The 3,664-nt window shown below is 59.1% G+C and carries 3 protein-coding genes; all 3 read right to left on the bottom strand.

Annotated features, from left to right (window positions below; all coding sequences use genetic code 11):
• Positions 1-727 (bottom strand): hypothetical protein (locus tag ACOI1H_RS24165; RefSeq protein ID WP_422440761.1); only part of this gene is annotated, 727 nt, incomplete at its 3' end.
• Complete coding sequence (locus ACOI1H_RS24160) at positions 724-1,878, bottom strand: restriction endonuclease subunit S (protein ID WP_422440759.1); 1,155 nt, start codon at positions 1,876-1,878, stop codon at positions 724-726. The genes ACOI1H_RS24165 and ACOI1H_RS24160, both read right to left, overlap by 4 nt.
• Positions 1,875-3,664, bottom strand: a 1,790-nt coding sequence (locus ACOI1H_RS24155) for an HsdM family class I SAM-dependent methyltransferase (RefSeq protein WP_422440757.1), incomplete at its 5' end; no start/stop codon positions are given. The genes ACOI1H_RS24155 and ACOI1H_RS24160, both read right to left, overlap by 4 nt.

Genomic DNA, 3,664 nt, shown 5'->3' with positions numbered 1-3,664 from the left:
TGTAATAGAGCCAAGGGTCTTCGCCCCGGTCGGTTCCCGAGAACCAGTCGTCCGGCCACCCTTCGGAAGCAATACGCTTTGTGAAGAGCTTGACCTTCTTCGTGGGCCATTCAAACCCGTTGTGCAGCATGTTATTGCGAAAGGCGAAGAGTGCCTCCAACGCAGGTTCATGGCCTGGAGGAAGATACGTTTTGAAGCCCGTGGCACCTGCAAGTTGCTTGATGCCTAGAACAATATCCTTGCGACTATCTTCTGCCTTGCGCGCCGCATACCATTGCGGATTCCAAATATCTCTCTCCCCGAGCGTGTTGCGCCTGTGGTCAGTCGGAAGCGTCACCTTGTGCTTGAGCCTGTCAAATATGGCGTCAAACAGGGATTCGATGAACGGAGCCAGCATGCCGACAACAGCCATGCTGTGCGCGGAATCCATGAAGACTGCCTTCCAGAACCGGTCCTCGCGGAGCCCGTCGAGTTGCTCGTTGTTCGGGTTGGCTTCGATTTCCATGTCCAGTTCCTTAAACTTGATCCACGTTACCGCCTCGGCCTGCTGGTGCCGGTGTATCAGTTCCTTGATGGCGTCGAGTTGCAGTTCGAGAAAGGTGAACCTGGGGCGAAGAAGACCCTCTGCATGCTCTCTTGGCGTCCTGTTCTCGCGCCAACGCTGCAGCATTTGCTGCATCTCTTCGGGCTCCAAGTTGGAGCCGGAAAGGAAGCCGTCCTGCGTCACACCGGTACCTCCCCGTTCATCAGGCGCGGCAGGAGGAGGTCGCGGGCTTGGGCGAGTTTCTGATTGTGTGTCGCAAGCAACTGAACCTGTGCAAACATAGGCTCGACGGTCAAGTTGAACTCGCGCCTTAAATTCTCGCTTGGGACGACGACTTTTCGGCTATAGGCGAAATCCCGGTTCAGCCCCGGAACCCCCGTGTCTGTATTCTGAAAGCCGATGTCCGGCAGAGTTTGATAAAGCCAGTAGTCGGACTGTTCTTTCGAGATGAAGTATGCCGTGTCAATCGGCCAGAAGTTTTCTGAACACCAATACACGCTACCGACATTCCCTTTGCGGCCAACCACGATCGCGGGCGACTCGACCAAGGCTTTTTCATGGATGCCGACTTTACAGCTTGATCCGTAAACCGGGAAAGGCCCCTCAATCCGGTTCTCGGCCTTCAATGCCTTTCCATAGTTTAGCTGGGCGACGCTGCCAAAGTCGCCCCGCTCCCAGCCATCGGGGACGCCGTCGGTGATCTTAACGTGCTCGTGTCCGGGGAAGCGGAAGTGGACGAACCACTCGCGGTAAAGCAGCCGCGCAGCCTCCTCCAAAAGCGTAATCCGCCGTCGGTTGGTCTCGATCAGGTCGTCGTAGGCGGAGAGGATGGAGGCGATCCGTTCTTGAACAAGCCGAGATGGCAAGCGCACCTTCACTCTTTTCAGGTCCGACAGGTTGATGACTTGCTGAACCGCGCCCTGCGTTCGCTGGAAAAGCTCGCCGCGGCCCTGCGGAGCCATGAGATAGTATTTGACGTAGGGAGCGTATATCTCCGGCCGGAGCGCGATCAGCCCCGCCTGTCTCGCCAAGTTTGCGCCAGCAAGTCTATCCGGCACAACCGCGACCTCGCCAGGGTTCCCGACAAGCGACATGACCACTTCACCGCCGCGGAGAATGGTTCGGGCGTATGGCCGCGATACTTCTTGCGTGATCGTGCGCAGGTCAGTCTCGTTGATTGACCCATTGGAGATGTCGCCACCACGAATGAAGATCACGCCGGTTTCGCGGTCTTCGGGCCCCGGTTTCACAACGCCGTAGGTTATTGGCCGATCGGGGTCCGTTAGTTCCTGCAACTCTACAATGTCAGCATCGACGAGTTGTTGCTTTGTCACGCCCCCAACTCCTCGAAGTTTCGAGCGATCCGCTCCGCCAGCTCCGCTGCCTCCTCGTTCAGCCCCTTCAGGTCGATGTGGATCGACCGCAGCGCCTCCTCGAAGTCGAAATCCTCGTCCACCTCCTCGGGCGCGACGCCGACATAGCGGCCGGGCGTCAGGCTCCAGTCATGTTCGGCGATCTCGGTACGATCCACCAGTTTCACCAACCTCTCGACATCTGCCAATTCCGCCTCTGGAAATCGCTCCTGCAGCCAGTCAGCCTGTTTTACAAAGTACCGTGCGCTCCGCAGCGCCTCGACCGCGTCGGCACGTACGCCTTCCAGCGCCTTGCGCGCCTTGTTCACCTGCACGTTGGCCCAGAGATCCGAGTCCCGCGCCTCCAGTTTCTTAATCGCCACATCCACCGCGCGGCCCGCCAGCTTCGCCGCCAGGTCGATCTGCTTGGTCAGGTCCCGGCACCGCTCTGCCATTCCGTGCAATCCTTCACGCGCCGCATGGAGCGTGGCGTTGTCCCGGTCTGCTCCATTTACGCTTTCGGCCCAGGCCTTCGTCTGAACGTCAACCTCTGCCGCGAACCCTGCGATGTCGTCATTGAGAGTGGTCTGCACGACGGTCAGCTCCGCCCATGTCTCTGCCAGCGGGTCCGGGTCGCGCGCCGGTCTCACAAAAGGGGCCATAAGGTCGATCAGCTTGGCCAGCGCTTCCTTGAAGCCCGTCAGCGGTTCGGCCGTCGCCTGTCCATGTGCGATTGCTTCCGCAAGGTAGGATGTAACCAGGTCTAGGTATCGATCGGACTGCTTGCGATAAAGCCAGATGATTGCGGCGATATTCTTTTGCTGCTCGGGCGAGAAGTCGAAGATGGCGCGTGAAACCTTACGGTAAATGTTGCGCGCGTCGAGCATCAGTACATGATCGGCGCGTTCGGCGTCACGCTCCTTTGCCCGGTCGAAAAACCAGAGCTGGCAAGGCACGGTGCGGGTGTAGAAGAAGTTGCCGCGGATATCGATCATTACGTCCACGGCGCCGGTCTCGACCAGCTTCTGGCGCACCTTCGCCTCGTCCCGCCCGGCGCTGGAGGCTTGGGATGACATGACGACACCGGCGCGGCCCCTGTCGTTCAAGTAGCTGTAGAAATAGGACATCCACAGGTAATTGGCGTTGGAGACCTTCTTGCCCTTGTTCACGCCGGGCAGGCCGAAGGGCAGACGTGCGTCGCCTTTGACCTTGTCGGCGTCGACCTCATCCACGTTGAACGGCGGATTTGCCATCACGAAGTCGCACTTGCCGACAAGTTCGTGCGGATCCTTGTAGTAGGTGATGGCCTCGTTCCCGGCCCGGATGGTGCCCTGTAGTCCGTGGACAGCAAGGTTGGTCTGGGCGAGCTTGGCGGTCGTCTCGTTCTTTTCGTGGCCGTAGAAGGTGACGCGCTTCATCGTGTCCTGCCCTTCTTCTTCGATGAAGTGGCTGGATTGCACGAACATGCCGCCCGAGCCGCACGCAGGGTCAAAGACGATGCCGTGGTCGGGTTCGATCACGTTGACGATGGTCTGGACGATTGAGGGCGGTGTGAAGAACTCGCCGTTGTCGTGGGCACCCTGCTTGGAAAACTCGGCGAGGAAGTATTCGTAGATGCGGCCGAACACGTCACCCGACGCATTGCGCAATGCCTCGGTGTCAAACTTGCGCATCATGCTCTCGAGCAGATCGTCGTCGAAGCGTTCGTAGTCCTTGGGGAGTTGGCCTGCTAGCGGCGGGAAGTGTTCTTCCACCGCTTCCATGGCCG

The sequence above is a fragment of the Loktanella sp. DJP18 genome (assembly GCF_049310965.1).
Taxonomy (GTDB): Bacteria; Pseudomonadota; Alphaproteobacteria; order Rhodobacterales; family Rhodobacteraceae; genus Loktanella.
Note: the sequence above shows the minus strand (reverse complement) of the source record. Positions and strands in the feature narration are given on the sequence as shown.